20 protein-coding genes are annotated in these 21,545 nt (G+C 67.1%); 7 read left to right on the top strand and 13 right to left on the bottom strand.

The annotated features are described in order from the left end of the window. Positions 1-18: 18 nt before the first annotated feature. From egtD to egtA, 4 genes are all read right to left on the bottom strand, one after another. A complete protein-coding gene (gene egtD, locus ACFWVD_RS00975) occupies positions 19-990 on the bottom strand; it encodes an L-histidine N(alpha)-methyltransferase (RefSeq protein WP_379239853.1) in 972 nt (323 codons plus the stop codon). Next, positions 987-1,865: a class II glutamine amidotransferase gene (locus tag ACFWVD_RS00970; RefSeq protein ID WP_379239852.1), complete on the bottom strand. Its 879-nt coding sequence runs from the start codon at positions 1,863-1,865 to the stop codon at positions 987-989. The genes egtD and ACFWVD_RS00970 overlap by 4 nt, the downstream gene beginning before the upstream one ends. Then, positions 1,865-3,157 carry an ergothioneine biosynthesis protein EgtB gene (gene egtB, locus ACFWVD_RS00965; protein ID WP_379240929.1) on the bottom strand — a complete coding sequence of 431 codons (1,293 nt, stop codon included), beginning with the start codon at positions 3,155-3,157 and terminating at the stop codon, positions 1,865-1,867. The genes ACFWVD_RS00970 and egtB overlap by 1 nt, the downstream gene beginning before the upstream one ends. Before the next feature lie 175 nt (positions 3,158-3,332). Next, positions 3,333-4,622: an ergothioneine biosynthesis glutamate--cysteine ligase EgtA gene (gene egtA, locus ACFWVD_RS00960; protein ID WP_379239851.1), complete on the bottom strand. Its 1,290-nt coding sequence runs from the start codon at positions 4,620-4,622 to the stop codon at positions 3,333-3,335. Positions 4,623-4,743: 121 nt separating this feature from the next. Between egtA and ACFWVD_RS00955 the strand changes: the two genes are divergently transcribed. Then, positions 4,744-5,922: an aminotransferase class V-fold PLP-dependent enzyme gene (locus ACFWVD_RS00955; protein ID WP_379239850.1), complete on the top strand. Its 1,179-nt coding sequence runs from the start codon at positions 4,744-4,746 to the stop codon at positions 5,920-5,922. On the opposite strand, the gene ACFWVD_RS00950 is transcribed toward ACFWVD_RS00955, so the two are convergent. Then, positions 5,919-6,473 carry a TetR/AcrR family transcriptional regulator gene (locus tag ACFWVD_RS00950; protein ID WP_379239849.1) on the bottom strand — a complete coding sequence of 185 codons (555 nt, stop codon included), beginning with the start codon at positions 6,471-6,473 and terminating at the stop codon, positions 5,919-5,921. The genes ACFWVD_RS00955 and ACFWVD_RS00950 overlap by 4 nt on opposite strands. 99 nt (positions 6,474-6,572) lie before the next feature. On the opposite strand from ACFWVD_RS00950, the gene ACFWVD_RS00945 reads away from it, so the two are divergent. Continuing rightward, complete coding sequence (locus tag ACFWVD_RS00945) at positions 6,573-7,256, top strand: lysophospholipid acyltransferase family protein (protein WP_379239848.1); 684 nt, start codon at positions 6,573-6,575, stop codon at positions 7,254-7,256. A 107-nt stretch (positions 7,257-7,363) separates the two neighbouring features. Beyond that, positions 7,364-9,007 carry a fatty acyl-AMP ligase gene (locus ACFWVD_RS00940; RefSeq protein WP_379239847.1) on the top strand — a complete coding sequence of 548 codons (1,644 nt, stop codon included), beginning with the start codon at positions 7,364-7,366 and terminating at the stop codon, positions 9,005-9,007. 35 nt (positions 9,008-9,042) lie between these two features. On the opposite strand, the gene pth is transcribed toward ACFWVD_RS00940, so the two are convergent. Beyond that, positions 9,043-9,624: an aminoacyl-tRNA hydrolase gene (gene pth / locus ACFWVD_RS00935; protein ID WP_379239846.1), complete on the bottom strand. Its 582-nt coding sequence runs from the start codon at positions 9,622-9,624 to the stop codon at positions 9,043-9,045. Between the two features lie 23 nt (positions 9,625-9,647). Then, on the bottom strand, positions 9,648-10,271 hold the full coding sequence (locus ACFWVD_RS00930) for a 50S ribosomal protein L25/general stress protein Ctc (RefSeq protein WP_379239845.1): 624 nt from the start codon (positions 10,269-10,271) through the stop codon (positions 9,648-9,650). Between the two features lie 280 nt (positions 10,272-10,551). Here ACFWVD_RS00930 and ACFWVD_RS00925 point away from each other — a divergent pair, with 280 nt between their 5' ends. Next, positions 10,552-12,192, top strand: a complete 1,641-nt coding sequence (locus ACFWVD_RS00925) for a peptide chain release factor 3 (protein WP_379239844.1) — start codon at positions 10,552-10,554, stop codon at positions 12,190-12,192. A gap of 143 nt (positions 12,193-12,335) precedes the next feature. Here ACFWVD_RS00925 and ACFWVD_RS00920 read toward each other — a convergent pair whose 3' ends face one another. Both ACFWVD_RS00920 and ACFWVD_RS00915 read right to left on the bottom strand, forming a co-directional pair. Then, positions 12,336-12,827 (bottom strand): nuclear transport factor 2 family protein, encoded by a 492-nt coding sequence (locus tag ACFWVD_RS00920; RefSeq protein WP_379240928.1) that lies wholly within the window; start codon positions 12,825-12,827, stop codon positions 12,336-12,338. Between the two features lie 315 nt (positions 12,828-13,142). After that, complete coding sequence (locus ACFWVD_RS00915) at positions 13,143-14,015, bottom strand: Abi-alpha family protein (protein WP_379239843.1); 873 nt, start codon at positions 14,013-14,015, stop codon at positions 13,143-13,145. 343 nt (positions 14,016-14,358) lie between these two features. On the opposite strand from ACFWVD_RS00915, the gene ACFWVD_RS00910 reads away from it, so the two are divergent. Together ACFWVD_RS00910 and ACFWVD_RS00905 are read left to right on the top strand one after the other, a co-directional pair. After that, complete coding sequence (locus tag ACFWVD_RS00910; protein ID WP_379239842.1) at positions 14,359-15,633, top strand: hypothetical protein; 1,275 nt, start codon at positions 14,359-14,361, stop codon at positions 15,631-15,633. After that, complete coding sequence (locus ACFWVD_RS00905; protein WP_379239841.1) at positions 15,624-16,469, top strand: Abi-alpha family protein; 846 nt, start codon at positions 15,624-15,626, stop codon at positions 16,467-16,469. The genes ACFWVD_RS00910 and ACFWVD_RS00905 overlap by 10 nt, the downstream gene beginning before the upstream one ends. Here ACFWVD_RS00905 and ACFWVD_RS00900 read toward each other — a convergent pair. The 3 genes from ACFWVD_RS00900 to ACFWVD_RS00890 all read right to left on the bottom strand — a co-directional run bounded on the left by ACFWVD_RS00900 (position 16,466) and on the right by ACFWVD_RS00890 (position 19,936). After that, complete coding sequence (locus ACFWVD_RS00900; RefSeq protein WP_379239840.1) at positions 16,466-18,256, bottom strand: ABC-F family ATP-binding cassette domain-containing protein; 1,791 nt, start codon at positions 18,254-18,256, stop codon at positions 16,466-16,468. The two genes, ACFWVD_RS00905 and ACFWVD_RS00900, sit on opposite strands and share 4 nt — an antisense overlap. Before the next feature lie 221 nt (positions 18,257-18,477). Beyond that, positions 18,478-18,912 carry a hypothetical protein gene (locus ACFWVD_RS00895; RefSeq protein ID WP_379239839.1) on the bottom strand — a complete coding sequence of 145 codons (435 nt, stop codon included), beginning with the start codon at positions 18,910-18,912 and terminating at the stop codon, positions 18,478-18,480. Positions 18,913-19,015: 103 nt separating this feature from the next. Further along, the gene (locus ACFWVD_RS00890) at positions 19,016-19,936 is read right to left on the bottom strand and encodes a 4-(cytidine 5'-diphospho)-2-C-methyl-D-erythritol kinase (RefSeq protein ID WP_379239838.1); all 921 of its coding nucleotides are present in this window, start codon (positions 19,934-19,936) and stop codon (positions 19,016-19,018) included. A 153-nt stretch (positions 19,937-20,089) separates the two neighbouring features. Between ACFWVD_RS00890 and ACFWVD_RS00885 the strand changes: the two genes are divergently transcribed. Beyond that, on the top strand, positions 20,090-20,296 hold the full coding sequence (locus tag ACFWVD_RS00885) for a heavy-metal-associated domain-containing protein (RefSeq protein ID WP_379239837.1): 207 nt from the start codon (positions 20,090-20,092) through the stop codon (positions 20,294-20,296). Between the two features lie 334 nt (positions 20,297-20,630). On the opposite strand, the gene rsmA is transcribed toward ACFWVD_RS00885, so the two are convergent. Next, on the bottom strand, positions 20,631-21,512 hold the full coding sequence (gene rsmA / locus ACFWVD_RS00880) for a 16S rRNA (adenine(1518)-N(6)/adenine(1519)-N(6))-dimethyltransferase RsmA (RefSeq protein WP_379239836.1): 882 nt from the start codon (positions 21,510-21,512) through the stop codon (positions 20,631-20,633). Positions 21,513-21,545 lie beyond the last annotated feature (33 nt).

Raw genomic sequence — 21,545 nt, 5'->3', positions numbered from 1 at the left:
GGTCGGTGACCGCGGGGGTCAGCGGCGTTCGGCCAGGGCCAGGATGAAGCGGTTGTCGGGGTCGGTCCAGGTTCGGGTGGGGGTGAAGCCTGCTTTGTCCAGTTCTTCGGTGAGGGACTGGGGGCGGAACTTGGCGGAGATCTCGGTGCGCATTTCTTCGCCTGCGGTGAATTCGACGGTGAGGTCGAGGGCTTTGATGGTGGCGGTCATCGGTTCGGTGGCTCGTAGGCGCATTTCGATCCACTCGTTTTCGGGGTCCCAGATGGCGATGTGGTCGAATTTTTCGGGGGTGAAGTTCGCGTCGAGGCGGTTGTTGAGCACGTGCAGGACGTTGCGGTTGAACTCGGCGGTCACGCCTGCGGCGTCGTCGTAGGCGGGGACGAGGACGGCGGGGTCGATGACCAGGCCCGCGCCCAGCAGCAGGAGTTCGCCGGGCTCGAGGACCTCGTTGATGCCTGCCAGGAATTGTGCGCGTTCGGCGGGGATCAGGTTGCCGATGGTGCCGCCGAGGAAGGCGATCATGCGGCGGCCGCCGCGGGGCAGGTTGTGCAGGGTGTCGGTGAAGTCGCTGACCACGCCGTGCACGGACAGGTTCGGGTATTCGGCCGCGATCTGGTCTGCTGCGCCTTTCAGCGCGGATGCGGAGACATCTTGCGGAACATAGGTTTTCAGCGAACCCTCGGCGGTGAGCGCGTCCAGCAGGAGGCGGGTCTTGGCGGCCGAGCCCGAACCCAGTTCGACCAGCACCTCTGCGCGCGCGGCCTGGGCGATCTCGCCGACGACGCGTTCGAGCAGGGCGCGTTCGGTGCGAGTGGGGTAGTACTCGGGCAGTTCGGTGATCTGCTCGAACAGTTCGCTGCCGCGTGCGTCGTAGAACCACTTGGGGGGCAAGGACTTCGGGGTCGCGGTCAGGCCGGTGCGGGCATCGGTGCGTAAGGCCGTGGTGAGATCGTCGTCGGTGAGGTGGATGTCCAGCAGCGGCGCGGTCATGAACGGGCCCTTTCGGTTGTGGGGCTTTCGAGAGCGTGGAGCTCGGTGATGGTGCAGTGGCCGGGGGTGGCGGTGATCAGGTGGTGATCGGCGATGGGCTGCCAGCGCGGGTCGGCGTCGTAGGGTTCGGAGGACAGCACGGTGTAGTCGTCGGCAACCAGGACCGACAGGGAGTGCCAGCAGGTGGTGGCCCACAGGTGAACTCCGTTGCCTAGCAACAGGTTCAAGCGGGCAGTCGGTTGGTGTCGGAGGACGGTCGCGACGAGCAGCTGTAGGGCGTCGGCCGGGGAGGTGACCGGGCCTTCGGGTGTGATCGCCGCGAGTAGGCCACGCAACAGCACCCATAGTGCGGCGGAATCGGTGAGCGACTCCGCCTCCAAGAGGACGGCGGGCGAACTGAATAGCGCGCGGCGATCGGAGGATTCGGTCGCAGGAGGCAGCGCGGCTGCGAACACCTCGTTGAGGTCGGCCAGGACTGCGACGAGGATTGTTCGCCAGTCGGGGACGACACCGTTGTGGCTGAAGGCCCAGTGTTCGTCGGTGAAGGGGGCGCAGGCGTTGCGTTCTATCGGCATACCGATGGTGGCCGAGCGGACGGCGGCGATCACCGAGCGGGATTCGAGGTGGCCCAGGACCTCGGCGACGGCGGGGTCGGTCCAGATGGGGGCCTGGTTTCGGTAGCGGGCGACGGTGTCGCGGGCGCCCTCGACGTCCGAGCGACGCCACCACGCGGCACCGAATCCGTCGGCGTTGATCGTGCCGCCCGCGCGCATCTCGCTCGGCGCCCAGGACTGGACGTACAGCGAGTGAGGGCCGCGCATCATCAGTTCGCCGACACGCACGGGCGGGCCGACGTATCCGAGGTGTCTGCACATCAGCGTTCGTCCTCGCGCAGGTCTCGGGCCAGGCGGAAGCCGGCGAAGATCTGTCGGCGGATGGGGTGGTCCCAGTTGCGGAAAGTGGCGCGGCAGGCGACCTCGTCGGTGCCGAAGGAGCCGCCGCGCAGGATGCGGTAGTCACCGCCGAAGAAGACCTTCGAGTACTCGGGGTACGGGAACGCCCGGAAGTCGGGGTACGGCTCGAAACCGGAAGCGCACCACTCCCAGACGTCACCGATGAGCTGGTGCACGCCGGTCGCCGACGCGCCGGCGGGGTAGGCGCCGACCTCGGCGGGTTCCAGGTGGCGTTGGCCGAGGTTGGCCAGGTGTGCGGCGGGTTCGTCCTCACCCCACGGATACCGCCGGGACGCACCTGTTTTCGGGTCGAAGCGGGCCGCCTTCTCCCATTCGGTCTCGGTCGGTAGTCGCTTGCCTGCCCAGCGGGCGTAGGCCTCCGCTTCGAACCAACACACGTGCACCACAGGTTGTTTGGGCCGCAACGGGATTCGTGCGCCGAAGGACATGCGGGTCCACCGGTCGCCGTCGCGTTCCCAGAACTGCGGTGCGACCAACCCCGCCTCTTCCCGATGCGCCCAGCCCCGTTCCGACCACAGTTCGGGGCGGTCGTAACCACCGTCGTCGATGAACGCGAGGTACTGCTCGTTGGTCACCGGGGCGACATCGATCGCGAAGCCCTCGACGTGCACCGGATGCGCGGGGCGTTCGTTGTCCAGCGCCCACGGGTCAGCGGAGGTGCCCATCACGAATTCGCCTGCGGGAACGACTACTTCACCGCCGACCTGTACCTGCGCGACGGGGGCGGGCGGTGCCGACAGCACCGGCGCGCCGATTCGCAATTGGTGCGTGGCGAGCATGGTCTCGTCGTGCTGCTGCTCGTGCTGGGCCACCATGCCGAAGGCAAAGCCGTTGTCCACCAGCTCATTACCGGTCAGGTCGCTGGAATCCAGCACGTCCAGAACCTTGTCGCGCACCGAGCCGATATAGCCGCGCGCCTGTTCGGGATTCAGCAACGGCAGCGAAGGCCGGTTCGACCTCGCATGCTTGAACGCGTCGTACAGCTCGTCGATATCGGCGCGCACCGCCTCGCGCCCGCCCACATCGCGCACCAACCACAGCTCTTCCTGGTTCCCGATATGCGCGAGATCCCAGACCAGCGGCGACATCAGCGGCGAATGCTGCGCGACGAGATCGGCTTCGTCCACGCTGTCGGTGAGCAAGGTGGTGCGTCGACGCGCACGCGACAGGACGTCGGCGATCCTGGCGCGCATTCGGTCGCGATGACTGTGGTCGGCGGGGGCGAAAAGTGTCACGAGTGCGGCTCCGAAACAGATTGTTCGACAATGACTTCGGGCGGTGCAGCGGTCGTGGAGCTCGTCCGCACGCGTCCACGGTGGGTGTGCGGGCAGACGGTGGCCGACGGACCACGCCCAGACGACGATGGACTCACCGCGGTCCGCCTGCACCGCTGCCTGACGAGGCGACCTCGGCCAGCGGACTGCGGCCCGCCCTGCACCGGTTCGCAGCGCGCGCCAATTCCATTGCCGCAGAGGGAGTTCGCGCATGAGCGGCCGCGAGCTCCAGCACATCTACAGCGGCGCGGCGCAATTGCGGGTCCGCTAGTCCGCGGCGGGCCGCAGTCAACCACTCCCCTGCCGTCGGCGCGGCGAGACCAGTCGCCTCAGCCACGACAGCGGGCGTCGACAGCAGCGCGTCGAACAGCGAGATCGGCGTTGTCCACCCTTCGCCGGGTTGCGTGTCGAGGTAGCGGACTTCGAGGTGGCCGGAGGCTCTGACCGGCGGGAACAGGGTCGTCAGGTGGTAGTCCAGGTCGGCGCGGGTCGGGCGACGGCCCACCTCGTCATCGAGCGCGCCGGACAACCAGTCGGCGAAGGTGGCGCCGGGCGGCGGGGACCAGTCGGCGTCGAGGTCGGTGCAGCGCACGCACAACAGGGGAACGTCGAGGGCCCAATGCGCGTAGGAAGTGATCGGGTCGGCCCAATCGGCGACCGGGGGTCGGGTGCGTGAGGGATCGAGGCGCAACCAGGTGCGCATTCGTTGCGATGCCCAGTCACCGGGCGGGACGCCGTGCAGGCGCGGCGAGCAGGCGAAGGCGGCGATGAGCGTGGGGCCGAGCACGTACAGGGCGGTCCAGCGGGCTCGCACTTCGGCGGGATCGGCGCCGGCATCGACGCTGACCTGCGTGGCAGCGGTATTGCACATCATCAGGGCGCCGAACGGGCCGACGCCGCCGAAACGGTCTTCCATCGCCGTGTACCGGGGCATCCGCAGCAAGCGTTGCGCGGGACGGCCCGCGTCGGCGGCGGCGGCGAAAATGCTGATCTGACGGGCGGCGAGCAACTCCCGCAAACGGGTCGCATCAGCGCGCAAATTCTGTGTCAGCGCGGCCGGATCGGCGAACGGTGCGCTGGAAAGTTCTATCTGACCACCGGGTTCGATGGTGACCATGCTCCCGCCGGGCAGTGGAACGGCCGCGGAATCGGGGGCGATGGAGGTCGGTGCGTGCGACCCGAGGGCCGCGGCCAGTTGCTGCAACGAGGGGCGGGAACCGGTGGGTCCGGCGGTGAGCCACTCCAGTTCGGCGCCGATCAGCGCAGGTGGTCCGAGCTTGAAACAGACGCCGCCGACGTACGCCTCCGCGGCCACCCGCGACGATAGTTCGCCCTGGTCAGGCGCGTAATCGGGCCACGAAGAACGTTCCAGGGTGACCGCCATACCAACCTCCACGTGCTGCGTGCTGCCGGGGAACCTGCGTTTCGCTCATTCCAGAGTAGCGACGCCCACCGACAGAAAATGGCGATGAGGACAACGGTTCGAAGGCGTTAAGGTCGGGGCCATGTTGGATCTCGCCGCGATCAGAGCCGCCATCCCAGGACTTTCGCCCGGTCACGTCTTCCTCGACAGTGCCGGATCGTCGCTGCCGCCCGAGGTCGTGCTCGACACGATGATCGCGCACCTGCGGCGCGAAGCCGCGATCGGTGGCTACCAGGCAGCTAACGAGCGGCTGGACGACCTGAACAAGGTGAAGACCTCGATCGGCACGCTGCTCGGAACCTCCGCGGACACCATCGCGCTCAGCGACAGCGCTTCCCGGTCATGGGCCGATTTCGCCTACTCGGTGCCCCTGAATCCCGGCGACCGGATCCTGCTCTCCGGTGCCGACTACGCCAGCAACGCGATCGCCGCCCTGCAGCGCGCGAAGCAGACCGGGGCCACGGTCGAGCGCATTCCCAGCGACGACACCGGCCGCCTCGACACCGACGCCTTGGCGACCATGCTCGACGAGCGCGTGAAACTGGTTTCGCTGCAGCACGCACCCACCAACGGCGGCCTCGTGAACCCCGTCGCGGAAGCCACCAGAATCGCCCACGAAGCGGGCGCACTGGTCCTGCTGGATGCCTGTCAATCCACCGGTCAGCTGCCCATCGACGTCACCGAGCTCGGCGTCGACGCCATGTCGACCACCGGACGCAAGTGGCTGCGCGGCCCTCGCGGCACCGGAATCCTGTATGTGCGTGCGGAATTGGCGCAGTCGATGGAACCCGCGCGCCTGGACCTGCACAGCGCCGAATGGGTGCGCCCCGACGAGTACCGCCTCGCCCCCGACGCCTCCCGCTTCGAATTCTGGGAAGCCGGGTATGCCGCGCGCCTCGGCCTTGGCGCCGCCGTGGACTACCTGCTGGAATTGGGACCCACGCAGGTCTACGAAGCCATCGCCACCCGCGCGGACTACCTGCGCAAAACCCTGCCCGAAATCCCCCGCGTCACCGTGCGCGACCTGGGCACCGAGCACAGCGGCATCGTCTCGTTCACCGTCGACGGCCACGACCCCGAACAGTTGCGCGACCGCCTGGCCGAGCACGCCATCACCGTCACCGTCAGCCACGCGGGCTCCACCCTGTTCGACATGACCGAACGCGCCCTCCCCGCCATCCTGCGCGCCTCCCCGCACTACTTCGTCACCCAGGAGGACCTGGACCGCTTCGTCACCATCCTGGCCGACCTCACCCGCTAGACCCTGGCGAGATGCTCGCGGACGATCCGATCCGCGAGCACCCGCGGATCCTGCTCGGGCGCAACGATTTCCAAGCTCCGATTGACAGCGATCGTGGCCAAACCATGCACATTGGTCCACAGCGCCAGTGCCCGCTGCGGCGCGGACTCGGGCGTCACTTCCGTCACCAATTCGACCACCTGCCCATACAGCGGCTTCGTGACCGCCCGCAGATTCTCCCCGGCCCCCGCCAGCAGATCGTGCCGAAACATCAGCGTGAACATCTGCGGCCGCGTCACCGCGAAATCCACATAATCCACCGCCATCCGCCGCAACCGCTCCCGCGGATCCTCGATCGCGCCGAGCACCACGAACCGCTCCCGCAACTCCCCGAACCCCCGCCCGGCGATCGCGGCCAACAGCGCCGCATGCGTGGGAAACCACCGCCGAGGCGCCCCGTGCGAAACCCCCGCCGCTCGCGCGATGGCCCGCAGCCCGAGCGCACCGAACCCCTCGGTCTCGAGCAGATCGACGCCGACGTCGATCAGGCGCTCGCGCAAGGGTTCAGGCATACCGGCAATTCTGCACACCGCCGCGATCGCTCGATCCATGGCACCGGTAGACAGTGTCTACTAGGGTTCGGTAGACACTGTCTACGGAAGGGCAACCCCGTGTGGTACCTGCTGTGCAAATACGTCCTCATCGGCCCGATACTTCGCCTACTCGGCCGCCCGCAGGTCGAAGGGCTGGAACACATTCCACGCACAGGACCGGTGATCATCGCCGCCAACCACCTGGCCGTCGTGGACTCGCTATACCTCGCCCTGGTGATCCCCCGGCGCCTCACCTTCCTCGCGAAACAGGAGTATTTCGCGGGCACGGGGTTGCGCGGACGGTTCAAGCGGTGGTTCTTCACCGCCGCAGGTCAGGTGCCGGTGGATCGGGCCGGTGGGGATGCGGCGGCTGGTGCGTTGGCGGCGGCTGTCGGGATTGTCGGGCGGGGTGGGGTGTGGGCAATTCATCCGGAGGGGACACGGTCGCGGGATGGGAAGGTCTATCGTGGACGGACCGGGGTGTTGCGCGTTGCCATGGCTACCGGGGCGCCGGTGGTGCCGGTGGTCTTGGACGGTACCGATCGCATGAATCCTCGCGGTCGGAAACTGTTGCGTTTCACCAAGGTACGTGTCACCGTCCATCCCGCTCGGCACTATCCCGCAGCTGCGAAGTGCGATCTCGCAGCTGTGCAGCACGCCCAGGTCAGAGCGGCAACGGACCTGCTGATGCGGGAGATTGCCACGTTATCGGGTAGACCATATGTAGACCGCTACGCAGCGAGCTTTGCTGCGAGGGACTGACTCAGCAGGGGTGCTGGAGGGTCGGTCCGGATCGATACCGGCGGGGCAGGGCGGGATTTCTTCAAGGTACGGCCGTAACCGATCGTTGGCGTAAAGGGAGACCGACGTTGAGCAGGTTCACCGACGAAATGTTTGGCACAGCGTTGACCAGCACGAAGGGGCTGGTCACCGGAGAGCCGGAGTCGCCATTACGGCAGACCTGGGGGGAGATCCATAGTCAGGCGCGACATATGGCGGGTGGTCTGGCCGCGGCCGGGATCGGGCACGGTGACGCGGTCGGCGTGCTGGCCGGTCTGCCGGTCGATATCGCGCCGTCCTGCCAGGCCATCTGGATGCGGGGCGCGTCGATCACGATGTTGCATCAGCCCACGCCACGCACCGACCTCGAGGTCTGGGTGCGCGACACCGAAACGGTGCTGCGCATGATCGAGGCGAAGGCCGTGGTTCTCGGTGCGCCGTTCGCCGCCGCCGAACCGGTGCTGCGCGAACGCGGGATCACCGTGGTGCGGATCGAGGACCTGCACCACGGCGCCGATACCGACCCCGTGCCGACCGTCGAAGGCGATATCGCGTTGCAGCAGTTGACCTCTGGGTCCACCGGATCGCCCAAGGCGGTGCGAATAACCCACGGCAACTTCTACGTCAACGCCTACGCGATGTTCAACCGGGTGAAGTTCCAGCCCGACGACGACGTGATGGTCAGCTGGCTACCGCTGTTCCACGACATGGGCATGGTCGGATTCCTCAGCGTGCCAATGCAATTCGGCGCCGAAGTGGTGTGCGTGACGCCGCTGGACTTCCTGGCCAGGCCACTGCTGTGGGCCGAGCTGATCCACAAATATCGCGGAACCGTCACCGCCGCACCGAATTTCGCGTACTCGCTGCTGGCCCGACGCCTGCGACAGGCCGAGCCGGGCACCATGGACCTGTCCAGCGTGCGCTACATGTGGAACGGCGCCGAACCCGTGGACCCCGACACCATGACCGCGCTCGCCGCGGCCGGGCAACAGTTCGGCCTCAACCCGATGGCCCTGACGCCGGTCTACGGCATGGCCGAAACCACCTTGGCCGTGTCGATCCCCGACCCCGGCCACGGCCAGGTTCTGGACATCATCGACGCGGACCTGCTCGAAGCCGTCGGCAAAGCCGTGCCCATCGCCGAGGACGGCCACCACGGCACCCCCCGCAAGCTGCCGACGCTGGGTCACCTGGTCGACGATCTGGAAGGCCGGGTCGTCGATGCCGAACGTCAACCGCTGCCGGTCCGCTCGGTCGGCGTGATCGAATTGCGCGGCCCCGCAGTCACTTCGGGCTACGTCACCGTCGACGGCTTCCGCCCCGCCCAGGACGCCGACGGCTGGCTCGACACCGGCGACATCGGCTACTTCACCGAAGAGGGCCTGATGGTCGTGTGCGGGCGCATGAAGGACGTCATCATCATGGGCGGCCGCAACATCTACCCCACCGACATCGAACGCGCGGCCCTGCGCGTAGCGGGCGTGCGTCCCGGCAACGCAGTAGCGGTACGCTTGGACGCGGGCGAAAAGCGCGAAAGCTTCGCCGTGGTAGTCGAATCCAACGACTATCAACTCCCCGACGAGGTCAAGCGAATCGAAAAGGAGATCGTGCACGAGGTCTTCGCCGAAGTAGGCGCGCGCCCCCGCACCGTCGCCGTCCTCGGCCCCGGCGCACTCCCGAAAACCTCCTCGGGAAAACTCCGCCGAGCCGCCACCGCGGTCCACCTGCGGTAACGCTGACGGGGCTGCGGTATCCGCAGCCCCCAGGCTTAATGCAAGCTGTTCTGCGCCGCTTCCAGCCCCACCTTCAACAACAACTCCACCGCATCAGCAGCCTGCTCCACGATCACCGGAACCTCTTTTCGCTCCGGCCCCGAAAACGGCTTCAACACATAATCAGCAGGATCCTGCCGACCAGGCGGACGCCCGATCCCGATCCTGGTCCGCAGGTACTCCTTGGTGGTCAACGCCTGCGAAATCGACCGCAGCCCGTTGTGCCCACCCTCACCACCGCCCTGCTTGAGCCGCAACGTCCCGAACGGCAGATCCAGTTCGTCGTGCACCACGATCACCTGATCCACGGGCACCGAGAAGAACTTCGCCAGCGCCGCGACCGGCCGCCCGGACAGGTTCATGTACGTGCGCGGCTTCGCGATCAGGATCTGACGGCCGTCCAGTCGCGCCTGCAGCAGGTCGGCGCCGGACTTCTTGTGCACAGCAAAACGGCCGCCGACGCGCTGCGCGAGCACGTCGGCGACCAGGAAGCCCACATTGTGGCGGGTGCGCTCGTATTCGGGGCCGGGGTTGCCCAGTCCGACTACGAGCGCGGGCCCAGATGATTCGGCGGTCATTGCCCGAATCGTAGTGTGCGGTGTTACGCGGTCTCGGGAGCGGTCTCCGCGGTGACGGCGTCGGGGGCGGTGCCTTCGCCCTCGTCGTCGAGCTGCGACGCGGACGGCGCCTCGATGACGTTGACGATCAGCGCCTCCGGGTCACCGGCGAGGGTGACACCCTCGGGCAGCGCGATGGTGCCGGCCAGGATCTGGGTGCCGGGCGCGATGCCGTCGACCGAGACCTCGATGGTCTCGGGCAGGTTCATCGCGTCGGCCTCGATCGACAGGGTGTTCAGTTCCTGGGTGATCAGGGCGCCGGAGGTGGCCTCGCCGACGACCACGACGTTGACGTCGGTGGTGACGCGCTCGCCACGCTTGACGATCAGCAGGTCGGCGTGCTCGATGTAGCGACGGATCGGGTGGACGACGACCGACTTGGTCATCGCCAGCTGCGGCTCGCCGTTGATCTGCAGGTTGAGGATGGCGTTGGTGCCGTGCAGACGCAGGATCTTGGCGAACGCCTTGGCGTCCAGCGACAGGTGCTGCGGCTCGGCGTGGTGGCCGTACAGCACGGCGGGCACGTTGCCGTCGCGACGGGTACGGCGAGCGGCGCCCTTACCGAATTCGGTGCGGACGGCGGCTTCGATCAGATTGGCGTCGGACATACTGAATGCGCTCCTACGGCTGGTCATGGGTGACCCAACTGGCGGGGTCAAGGTCTGCTCGTCGGACGAAGGAACGAACGAGGACGGCCCAAATACTTCAGCCGAGCCGCGTCGATCACGGTGTGCGCACCAAACGGGCACTCACCCTCGCCGAGACAACCCGCCAACCATACCGCACCCGCATCGCCGGGAAAAATCAGGGCGCACACCCCGACGACCTGGCGATAGGTCCGCCCACTACGCTGGATAGGTTGCCGTCCACTGCGAAAGGTCCCGTCCGTTGACCGAGTCCGGAGAAGTCGTCGCCACCACCCCACGCGGGCTGCCCGCCGAGGTGGCCCGTCGGCGTACGTTCGCCGTGATCTCGCACCCCGACGCGGGTAAGTCGACGTTGACCGAAGCGCTCGCGCTCCACGCCAGGATGATCTCCGAGGCGGGCGCGATCCACGGTAAGGCCGGTCGCAAGTCGACGGTGTCGGACTGGATGGAGATGGAGAAGCAGCGCGGTATCTCGGTGAGTTCGACCGCGCTGCAGTTCAACTACCGGGCCGCCGGGTCCGATATCGACAATGTGATCAACCTGGTCGACACCCCCGGTCACTCCGATTTCTCCGAGGACACCTACCGGGTGCTCACCGCTGTCGACGCCGCGGTGATGCTGATCGACGCGGCCAAAGGCCTCGAGCCGCAGACGCTGAAACTGTTCCAGGTGTGTCGCCATCGCGGCATTCCGGTGATCACCGTGATCAACAAGTGGGACCGCCCCGGCCAGGATCCCCTCGCCCTGCTCGACGAGATCAGCGAGCGGATCGGCCTCACGCCCACTCCCCTGTTCCTGCCGGTCGGCATCGCGGGCGATTTCCGTGGCCTGTTGCGTCGCGGGCCCGAGGGCGAGGCGCAGCAGTACATCCACTTCACCCGTACCGCCGGTGGTGCCACGATCGCCCCCGAGGAATACCTCACCCCCGACGAAGCGGAAGCGCGCGAGGAAGAGGCGTGGACGACCGCGGTCGAGGAGAGCGAACTGCTGTCGGCGGCGGGTCAGGACCACGATCAGGAAATGTTCCTGGCGGGTCAGACCTCGCCGGTGATCTTCGGCTCGGCGATGCTGAATTTCGGTGTGCGGCAACTGCTCGAGACGCTGGTCGAGTTGGCGCCCGCGCCCGGTGCGCGCGCCGATATCGCCGGTAAGGAACGCACCACCGGTGATCCGTTCAGCGCCGTGGTGTTCAAGGTGCAGGCCGGTATGGACACCGCGCACCGCGACCGACTGGCGTTCATGCGGATCGTGTCCGGTGAGTTCGAACGCGGCATGGTGGTCACGCACGCGCAGACCGGTCGCCCGTTCGCCACCAAGTACGCGCTCACGGTGTTCGGCCGCGAACGCACCACGGTCGACACCGCCTACCCCGGCGACGTCGTCGGCCTGGTCAACGCGACCGCGCTGGCTCCCGGGCACACGCTGTTCGTGGAGAAGAAGGTCGAATACCCGCCGATCCCCAGCTTCGCGCCCGAGCATTTCGCGACCCTGCGCGCGCAGAGTGCGGGCAAGTACAAGCAGTTCCGCAAGGCCATCGACCAGCTCGACTCCGAGGGCGTGGTGCAGGTGCTGCGCAACGATGCCCGCGGCGACGCGACGCCGGTGCTGGCCGCGGTCGGTCCGATGCAGTTCGAAGTGGTCACCGCCCGCATGCAGGGCGAGTTCAACGTCGAAACGCAGCTGGACTTCCTGCCGTTCACGCTGGCCCGACGCACCGACGCGGAGTCCGCGCCCGAGCTGGATCGGCAGCGTGGGGTGGAGGTGTTCACCCGCACCGACGGCGCGATTCTGGCACTGTTCAGCGACAAGTGGCGGCTGCAGTACATCGAGAAGGAACACCCGAAGCTCACGCTGGAACCGCTGGTCGCCGCGGCCGACTAACTGTCCCAGACGGCCGAGCCTGGGTGGGTTTGCGCCCGTCCCGCTGTTGCGGGTGCGATTTTTGCGACGAAGGAACAAAAATCGTGCCCGCAACAGCGGGACACAAGGGGGCGCAAACCCCGCGGCGCCAGCCGCCAAAAAATTCAGGCTGCGGGGCCGGGGTTGCGCTCTACCGACGAGATGTGGTTCTCCTGCGCGATCATTCCCCAGCGACTGGCGGTCAGTCGCAGGCTGGGCAGATCGCTGAGCGACAGCACCACTTCGTAAGTGCGCTCGTACCCTGTGTGCGAAATGCGCCAGTGCCCGTCGTCGCAGCGGACGTACGCGTCGGTGTAGAAGGCCGCGCCGCGCAGGCACATGTTGTGTTCGGGGATGATCACCGTGTCGGCCAGGTACCAGGTGCCCGTGGCGGTATCGCCGTCGACATCGATCTCGGGGTGGTCGCAGCGGTGTTCGGTGATCACGTGCGGTCCGAGCGTGTTGCGCAGGAAGGCCAGGAAGGCCTCGCGCGACTCGAACTGCAGGTATTCGCTGTAGGTGGCGGTGGCCTCGGGGATCAACGTGTCGGCGAACTCGTCCCACGACTTGGTGTCCAGGGTGCGCAGATAGCGGAACTTCAGCCTGCTGATCGCGATGAGATCGTCGGGATGATCCGGCGGTCGCGGCGGCGGCGGAGGTAACTGCTCGTCTTCCGGTGGCGTCGACTCCATCCATGCCTCCCCCGAGTCCAGCCCGGCGACCAACGGCTCGTCGTCACCGGGAAGCAACGGAGCAGGGCCGATCCACGCGGGCGCGACAACCTCGTCGACGTGCACGTTCGGAGTTTCGGGACCCTGATCCATCCCTCCACGATCCCACCGAAAACGGCGCGCCGCCGGATCTGTATCAGATCGCTATCACTGCCGACACCGGAGTGTGACCTCCGGCGTCGGCCGTGACAGGTGTCTGAGCTACCCGATGGTGAAGCAGGTGCGGCAGAAATCCTCACCGAATTCCGACAGGCGCAGGCTCTTGCGCACGATCTTCGGCGCGCGCCCCGCCTTCTTCAACGCCTGCTCGACCACGGGCTGTACTTCCAGCACCATGTACCGGCTCAACACCACCGGATCGTCGGAGGTCAGCGTCAGACCCAGTCGATTGAGGTTGATCAGATACGACCGCGCGCGATCGGGGTACCGCACGCCGGCCTGCTCGGGCACCGAGGTCAGGTCGCCCTGCACCAGCTCCGAGCCGATGCCCAGCGGGCGGTTGGTGCGCACGTCGACCGACGGTTGTGGGCCGTTCAGGGCCATGAACCGCAGGATGCGGGCCTCGTCGGGGGCGACCTCGTCGAGGATGCGGTCGTAGGCCGGGTGGACGTCTTCGGTGAAGTACACGTCGGCCGAACGGGCCAGCAGGGCGTCGCCGCGCCGCCGCAGCTCGTCGGTGGTGGCCGAACGCAGGTACGGGCCCACGGTGATGGCCTGCTGGGACGCCCCGTTGGGCGTGGGGACATAGCTGACGATCTCGCGCACCGACCCCTCGGTGACACCGAGTGCGCTGCGCGCGATGGAACGCAACGCGTTGCCGGTGCGCTCGGCGATATCGGCCGAGGATTCCCCGTCCAAGGCCGCCTGGGCCAGTTCCTTGGTCACTTCATAGGTGGTGCCCACCGCCCACTGGCTGCCGCGCACCGCGGTGCCTGCGGCCAATCCGGCGGCGCGGAACACGCCACGGATCAACCGTGCTTCGTTGCTGATCTGTCGCTGCTCGACATCTGAGCTGCGCTCGACGGCGCGGGTACCGGCACGGGCCAGGTCCTGACCGGTCCTGTCGTCTGTCACGTCCTACTCCGAAATCTCGCCAGTGAACAAAGCTGCTGCCACCCGCACGCCCCCTGTGCGTGTCAGTTGTGGCCTGTCACGAAATGTGGTGATGGTCATTGTTCCCGACTCGCCACCGCGAGTACGCCATTGCGGACAGGTTCTGTGACTGATGTCTCAGACACTACCCTGTGTGCTGGCACACGACGAATGGACCCGGTTCCCTATCTCACAGTAGGGTCACCTCGCCGCGGGGGTGATAAATTTTGGTTCTCGGTGAGGCGGTGGTCACCGGGTATCGGCAGGAGGGCGCGTCGTGTTGGAGAGTGTGTTCGGGTTACACCCGACACTCCTGCTAGAAGTTGTGACCATTCCTCTTTTCACAGGAATTATCGGTTACATCACCAACTGGTCCGGCATTTTGATGCTGTTCCAGCCGATTCAATTCCACGGCGTCCGACTGCCGGGCCTGCGCGCGATCTTCCCTTACCTGCCCAAGCGGATCCAGGTATTGCCGCTGCTCAGCTACGACGGCCGGATCGGCTGGCAGGGCATCGTGCCCTCGCGCGCCGACAAGATGGCCAGCATCGCGGTCGACAAGGGACTGTCCAAGCTGGGCAGTGTTTCCGACTTCTATCGCGAACTGGACCCGGAGAAGCTGGCCGAACATCTGGCCGAGGTGGCCGACGCGCAGATCCGCGACATCGTCGAGGTGATCCTGCGCCGCGAACACCCGCAGCTCTGGTACAACCTGCCCGTCGGCGTGCGCGAGATGATCCATGAGCGGGTGCGCTCACAACTGCCGGAGATCTTGCGCGACTTGACCATCGAGCTCGGCGCCAACATCGACCAGCTGCTGGACGTGAAGCAGATGGTGATCCGCTACTTCCAGGCCCGACCGCAACTGCTCAACCAGCTGTTCCAGGTGCTTGGCGCCAAGGAGCTGCGGTTCATGCAGAACTTCGGCTTCTACTTCGGCGCCCCCTGTGGCCTGCTGTTGGTGCTGGCGCTGCACGTCACGTCACTGTCGCCGCTGGTGGTACTGCCGATCGGCGGGATCATCATCGGCTGGGTGGTGAACTGGATCGGCATCAACATGATCTTCGCGCCCGCCACCCCGAAGTGGTGGTGCCCGTGGCGGCAGGGTCTGTTGATCAAGCGTCAGCCCGAAATCACCGCCGGCTACGCGGCTTTGGTGTCTACCCAGGTTGTCACCGTGGCCAATATCGGCGACGAACTGCTCAACGGCCCGCGCTCGGACCGCACGCTGCAGATGCTCGAGGACACGTTGCGCCCCGCCGCCGACCGGGCACTCGGTCCCGCGCGGCCCGCAGTGAAGTTCATGCTCGGCAGTCGCGAATACGACACGCTGCAAACAACTCTCACCGCCCAGGCCATGACGATCGCGCCGCTGGCGTTCGCCGACCCGGAGTTCAACGCCCAACAGGGTAGGCAGGTCAACGAATACATCGCCCGACAAATGTCCGCACTCTCGCCGCACGACTTCGTCGACATGTTGCGTTCTGCGATCAAACAGGACGAATGGCTCCTTTTTGTCCATGGCGGAGCGCTGGGGCTGCTCGCCGGATACGCTCATATCCTGGTCTTCGGAACAGGAGTAGCCACTACATGGATGTAGACGACGGAACCCCGTCCACCGAACTGGTGCGACGACCGGTACCGCCGCTGCACGTCTCCGGCGAAAAGCGCGGCCTACGGCCCGTCTCCCCGGCGAAGACGGTGCGCGCGGCCACCGGCGTAGCCCGAGTCGCGCTGACCGCGGCCTCGGGCATGACGCTGTGGACACTGGACACCGCGCTCGGGGTCACCGTCACGGTGCTGCGCGGCAGCCTCGCGGGCCAACCGCCCAACGAAGTGCTCGCCGACGCGGAAACCGAAGTGCGCGACCGACTTCGGCACGCATTGGGCCTTCCGACCAGCACCGAGCAGCACGGCGACGGCGGTATGCCGACCCTGCGCGAGCAGGGCGCGGAACTGCTTCGCCTGTCCGCCAGCACGCATGCCGCACAGCCCGACACCCATCCCGCCTACGCGGGCATCCTCGCCGAGATCACCCCCGACGAGGCACGGATCCTGCGATTCCTGCACGTCGACGGTGCGCAACCGTCCATCGACGTGCGCACCGGCCGGCAGCGAGCCTTCGGCGGCGAGCGGTTGATCACCGGGCTGACGATGCTGGGCGAACACGCGGGGCTGCGGTTTCCGAACCGGGTGCCGCAATACCTGCCCAACCTGCGCAGACTGGGCCTGATCGAGTCCACCCGCGACCCCGTCGGCAACCCGCACCGCTACCAGGTCATCGAGGCCCAGGAGCAGGTGCGAGAAGCGTTGAAGCGGCCCGGTTTCGGCACGAAGGTGAGCTACCGCAGCATCCTGCTCACCGAATTCGGCGCCGATTTCGTCCAGACGTGTTTACCCGTGGTCATCAACGAGGGACGCGAAACCGCGACCTAGTTTTCGCCGAGCTCCGCCAGTTCCATCCAGCGCTCTTCGGCGGCTTCCTTCTCCGCGACGACCTGCTTCAGCTCGGCGCCGAGCTTGACCAGCTTGTCCGAGTCCGAGACCGCTTCGGCCAGGGCCTTGTGGAGTTTCTGTTCGCGCTCGTCGAGCTTGGCGATGCTGCGTTCGACCTTCGACAGTTCCTTGCGGGCGGCGCGGCGGTCCGACGAATCCGTCGATCCCCCACCGGTTTTCGCGGTCAGCGGCTTGGTGTTGCCCGCCATGGCGGCGCGCTTGGTGAGATAGCTGTCGATGCCGCCGGGCAGGTTGGTGAGCTTGGTGTCGCCGAACAGGGCCCAGGTGGAGTCGCAGATGCGTTCGACCAGGTAGCGGTCGTGGCTGATGACCACCAGCGTGCCCGCCCAGTTGTCGAGCAGGTCTTCCAGCTGCTGCAGGGTGTCGATGTCCAGGTCGTTGGTCGGCTCGTCGAGCAGCAACACGTTGGGTTCGGCCATCAGGATGCGGGTCAGCTGCAGGCGGCGGCGTTCACCACCGGACAGGTCGCCGACCGGGGTGCGCTGGCGGGCGGGGGTGAACCCGAGCCGTTCGGCCAGCTGACCGGCGGAGATCTCCTTGTCGCCCAACATGATTCGCTGCGCGACCTGCTGCACGGCCTCGAGCACCCGCATGTCGGTGGGCAGGTCGTCCAGTTCCTGCCGCAGCCAACCGATCTGCACGGTCTGACCCTGGATCCGCTTGCCCGACGCGGGCTCGGTCTCCCCGGCCAGCGCGCGCAGCAGGGTGGTCTTGCCCGACCCGTTGACGCCGACCAGACCGACCCGCTCGCCCGGCGCCAGGCTCCAGGTGAGGTCGTCGACCAGAACCCGGCCGTCGGGGGTGGTGAGCGTGGCGTCTTCGAGTTCGATCACCACGCGGCCCAGCCGCTTGCGCGCGAACGCGGCCAGCGAGACCGAGTCACGCGGCGCGGGCACATCGGCGATCAGGGCCTCGGCGGCCTCCACGCGATAGCGCGGCTTGGACGTGCGGGCCTTGGCGCCGCGACGCAACCAGGCCAGTTCCTTGCGGGCAAGGTTCTGACGGCGCGCTTCGGAGGCGTCGGACTGACGGGCACGCTCGGCGCGGGCGAAGATCCAGTCGCCGTAGCCACCCTCGTAGACCTCGACCTTGCCGCCCACGACCTCCCAGGTGCGGTTGGCCACGGTGTCGAGGAACCAGCGATCGTGGGTGACCACGACCAGCGCGGTGCGCCGGGCGACCAGGTGCTGGGCCAGCCACTGCACACCCTCGATGTCGAGGTGGTTGGTCGGCTCGTCCAGCACCAGCAGGTCCAGGTCGCGCACCAGCGCGGCGGCCAGGGCGACGCGGCGGCGTTCGCCACCGGAAAGATTGGTGACCAGGGTGTCCAGACCCAGATCGGCGATGCCGATGCCTTCCAGGATCGAGCGCACGCGCGAATCGGCGGCCCACTGGTGATCGGCGATGTCAGCGGTCGACAGATCATCGGACAGGCCGGCGAACACGATCGAACCGATGCTCGCGCCCTCGGGCAACACGCCGCGCTGGGTGACCACGGCCATCCGCAGCCCGCCCACCCGGCTGACTCGGCCCTTGTCCGGCGGTTCCAGTCCGGTCAGGACCTCGAGCAGCGTGGTCTTACCGCCACCGTTGAGGCCCACCACCCCGATCCGTTCCCCCGCGTGAATACCGAGGGAGACGTCATCCAGCAAAGGCTTCACGCCAAAGCTCTTGGAGACCTGCTCGAGGTTGATCAGGTTGGACATATAGGAAGCTCGCCTGTTCCGCCTCCCCGCGACTGTGGGCCGGACTCGGGCGCGGGGAGGCGGGCGGCGGCGGCTGACGATGGATCGCAGGAGCATGTCCATACAAGATCTATTGGTCTCGATCATAGAGGACCGTGCCCCGACCGCCCCGACCGCGCCGCTGGCCGGGGTCGATGTGCGTGATCAGCGCACATCGACGCCGCGACCCGTGTGCCCGTGGTTCAGCGCATCGGCGTGGCCGGTACGACCTCGCCGTTGTCGATCATCGCCTGCAGTTCCTCTGCCGACACGTTCAGCACCTTGACCTCGGACCGCGGGCCGCCCTGCTGCATCTCCTGGGAGGAGACCTCACCGTCCTTGGTGATGGTGACGCTGTGGCCCTCGGGCGCGGTGCCCGGCTTCGCCTCCATGGTGCCGACCTTCATCTCCTGGAAGTCGACGTCACCGTTCGCGGTGACGGTCACGCTGCGATCGGGCGCCTTCATCTCCTGGAAGTCCACGTCGCCTTCGGCAACCACGGTCGTGCTGTGCTCCTGCGGGGCATCGTCGTTGGCCCAGGCCGCACCGGGAACGGCGACGGCGGCGATCGCTGCGGCGCCGATGGCGGCCATGCCGACACGACGACGGACGGTGCTGGTGGTGAGGGTCTTACGCATATCCCTGTGCTCCTTCGGTTTCGCCGGAAGCCTTGATTGCTTCGACGAACACCAACGTATGGAGCCGATTTTCAGAACCGGTTGGTTCCTTCTGAGGGTTTGGTTAGGAGATATCGAGCACCCGAGCGCCCGATACCGGCCCGCTCGCGGTGCGCACACTGCGGCACACGCCCGCGCCCGCCAGTTCCGCGGCGACGCCGATCGCGGCTTCCTCGGATTCGCACAGGAACGCGCAGGTGGGGCCCGATCCCGAGACCAGCCCGGCCAGCGCGCCCGCGCCGACGCCCGCGCGCAGGGTGCGGCGCAGTTCCGGTTTCAGCGATAACGCCGCGGCCTGCAGGTCGTTGCCCAGCAGCGGGGCGAGCGTGCGCGGGTCGCCCGCGGCCAGGGCCTGCATGAGTTTCTGGGGGTCGCCGAGGCGCGGCGGGTCACCTTCGGCGCGCAGTCGGTCCAGTTCGCGGAAGACCGACGGTGTCGACAGCCCTTCCTTGGCCAGCGCGAGCACCCAGTGAAAAGTGTTGCGCGACAACACCGGAAGCAACCGTTCACCGCGACCGGTGCCGAGCGCGGTGCCACCGTGCAGCGAGAACGGGACGTCGCTGCCCAGTTCGGCGGCGATGCTGGACAGTTCGTCGCGCGACAGCCCCAGGTCCCACAGTTCGTTCAGCCCGACCAACGCGGCGGCGGCGTCGGCACTGCCGCCCGCCATCCCACCGGCCACCGGGATGCCCTTGGTGATGGCGATCTCGACCAGCGGAGCACGGCCGGCCAGGTGGGCGAGGCGGACCGCGGCCTTCCAGACCAGGTTGGTGCGGTCGGTGGGTACCTCGGCGGCGCCTTCGCCGGTGACCTTCACTGTCAGCGAGGCCGCCGGGGCCAAGCGCAGGTCGTCGGCCAGCGACAATGCCTGGAAAACGGTGGTGAGATCGTGATACCCATCCGGACGCAGATCAGCGACTCCGAGATGCAGGTTCACCTTCGACGGAGCTCGCACGACGACCGGGCTGGGCACAACTGACAACACAGTTGCCAAGCGTAATCGGTTATACCGACTAGTTCGCACGTCGAACGCGGACCGTCGGGCGAAGGGGTTGCGCGCAATACCCGTGGGGGGTATGTTCGTGCAGGACAGGGACATACCCCTGGACCGTATGTTCGAACAGCGAAGGAGTCGGCCATGGCCACCACTACCTACACCGTCACGGGGATGACCTGCGGACATTGCGTGAGCTCGGTCAAGGAGGAGATCGGCAAGATCGACGGCGTCACCAGCGTGGACGTCGACCTCGCCACCGGCCTCGTGCGCGTGGACAGCGCGAATGAGCTGGCCGACACCGAGGTGGCCGCCGCGGTCGACGAAGCCGGTTACGCGCTGAGCGCCTGACCGCCAGGCACGAATCTCGGGCTGCTGGGCGGGACTGCGCGACCCGCCCAGCAGCGAGCCCGGCCGACGCGCCGCAGTGGCCGCGTCCACGTTCACCGGGGGTTCACCCCGTTCGCGAGGCGCAACGAATCATCCACAGCGTCATCCACATTCATACACAGGCACGTCAAGGCTCGAATTCCCTGGCGCGACCGGGAGCACTACGCGCGGAACATGATCAAGTAGGAACGCTGCGAAAACCGGTTATCCACAATTGCTTTCACAGAGTGCACACCAGCAGCGTCGATGAACGGCCGGTGTACTGCGGGTTCCCGTGCGGGAACCCATCATTGAGCTAGGTAGTGGCCGCCAGCCGCACGAATGCGGCGGTATCCAACGTCTCGCCGCGAGCAGTCGGGTCGATACCGGCCGCCACGAGTCGGCGCTCGGCCTCCGCGGGCGTGCCCGCCCAGCCGGAAAGCGCTGCCCGCAATGTCTTTCGACGCTGCGCGAACGCCGCGTCGATCACCTCGAACACCCGCCGACGATGCGCCTCGTCGATCGGCCACGGCGGTTCGACATACCGGTCGATGCGCACCAGACCCGATTCCACGCGCGGCACCGGCCAGAAAACCTGCGTGCCCACGTGCCCCGCGCGCTTGACCTTGCCGAAGAAACCGGCCTTGACGCTGGGCACCCCGTACACCTTGTTGCCCGGTTCGGCGGCCAGCCGATCGGCCACCTCCGCCTGCACCATCACCAGCGACACCATCACGCTGGGCAATGTCGCCAGCAGGTGCAACAGCACCGGCACCGCCACGTTGTACGGCAGGTTCGCCACCAGCGCGGTGGGCATCGCGGGCAACTGCTCGGGGCGCACCCGCAGCGCGTCGGCCTCGACGACCTTCAGGTTGCCCACCAGATCCGGCGCGCGATCGGCGACGGTCTCGGGCAGGTAGTTGGCCAGCACCGGGTCGATTTCCACCGCGATCACCTGGTCGACCACGTCCAGCAACGCCAGCGTCAGCGAGCCCAGACCCGGTCCGACCTCGAGCACGGTGTCTTTCGCGCCGACGCCCGCCGCGGACACGATGCGACGCACGGTATTGCCGTCGTGCACGAAGTTCTGTCCGAGCTGCTTGGTAGGTCGAACGCCGAAGCGTTCGGCCAGTGTCCGCACCTCGACGGGACCGAGCAGTGCGGCACTACCTCGCGCGGACTTCTGTGGTTCGGACACTGCTAGAACCTACCAACCTCGTCGATCGGGCAG

The organism is Nocardia sp. NPDC058666 (assembly GCF_042714895.1).
Taxonomy (GTDB): Bacteria; Actinomycetota; Actinomycetes; order Mycobacteriales; family Mycobacteriaceae; genus Nocardia.
Note: the sequence above shows the minus strand (reverse complement) of the source record. Positions and strands in the feature narration are given on the sequence as shown.